This window comes from Haloferax profundi, from assembly GCF_001469865.1.
Taxonomy (GTDB): domain Archaea; phylum Halobacteriota; class Halobacteria; order Halobacteriales; family Haloferacaceae; genus Haloferax; species Haloferax profundi.
The window spans coordinates 1-1,156 of the sequence record NZ_LOPV01000125.1; the positions used below are offsets into that span (position 1 = coordinate 1).

Genomic DNA, 1,156 nt, shown 5'->3' on the forward strand with positions numbered 1-1,156 from the left:
AGTGAGGAGGTCCTGCATGAGGCCCCGTTTGAGTTCTTGGAGTTTTTTGCGACAACGCAATTCTTCCCGAATCTTCTCGTCAACCGACGACAGAATATCTGCAATTTCACGCTGCTCGTCTACGGGGGGTAATACCAGGTCGAGATTTCTTTGTCTCGTAATCGGAACCTGGTTTCGAGTTGATTGACCCATAACGTCTTCTAATTGCTTTTGAAACAGTCCACTCTGGAAATATGCCATCAGGTAATTATTATGTAATAATTCGTCATTGCACCTATAGTATGTAAGCGAAGTTCCAATTATTGTTGTCTCTGTATCTGTTTTTAATATAGCACAACGACCAACAGTGGCATTATGAGCAAGGAGGACGTCGCCGTCTTCTGCGAAGCCGATTCGGAGTTGACTTGCACGTTCTGGTGTTAGGTATTTTGCCTCGGAGAAGTCAACTCGTCCACCAGATAGCATATTCGCCGAGAGATATGGGACACCTTCATCTACAAATTCATCTTTCCGGGGGTATTGGCTGCCGTGGTTCCCATCCTGGTGAGCCGTAATGAGATTATCATCAATGGCCTCACCGATTTGTACGACAGTCCAACTTTTTGGTAACCGATACTCTCGTGGACCAACCTGGACCTCTGTGAGTTCACTCTGGTCAATTCCCTTTTCAAACAGGTCCTGTATTAGTCCCCGCTTCAATTCTTTGGCCGTCTCGATGACTTTGTCTGTCTGCTGAATCTGCTTGTCAACCGTCGTGAGAATCTCGGCGATTCGGCGCTGTTCGGAGAGTGGCGGGGCAAACAAGCGCACGTTTTGGAAGTCAGATTTATTGACTGCAGGATAACTTGTACCTGTCATTCGGTTCGTCATCTGATCGAGGAAGTATTTACTGAGGACTGCCTGCGTAATGTACGACGAGGAAACAGCTTCTTTAGCAGATAGTACCGCGAAACCGGTCGAACATACTTTTCCGTCGTGCTCCTCATCCACTGGAGCGAACGCTTGGAGATAGGGACGAACTTTGCCGACGAGTGTATCTCCTTCGTTAATTATCTGTTTTGCACGGCTCGGAGCATCTTCAACAGGAATCGTCTTTGACTGGTCGATAGTCCCCTGTGAAACAGATTCGATATCTATGTACTCGAACGTCTCCTCA

The 1,156-nt window shown here is 47.1% G+C and carries 1 protein-coding gene; it reads right to left on the reverse strand.

The annotated features are described in order from the left end of the window. On the reverse strand, positions 1–1,156 hold a 1,156-nt coding region (locus AUR66_RS06575; protein ID WP_058571682.1), incomplete at both ends, for a restriction endonuclease subunit S.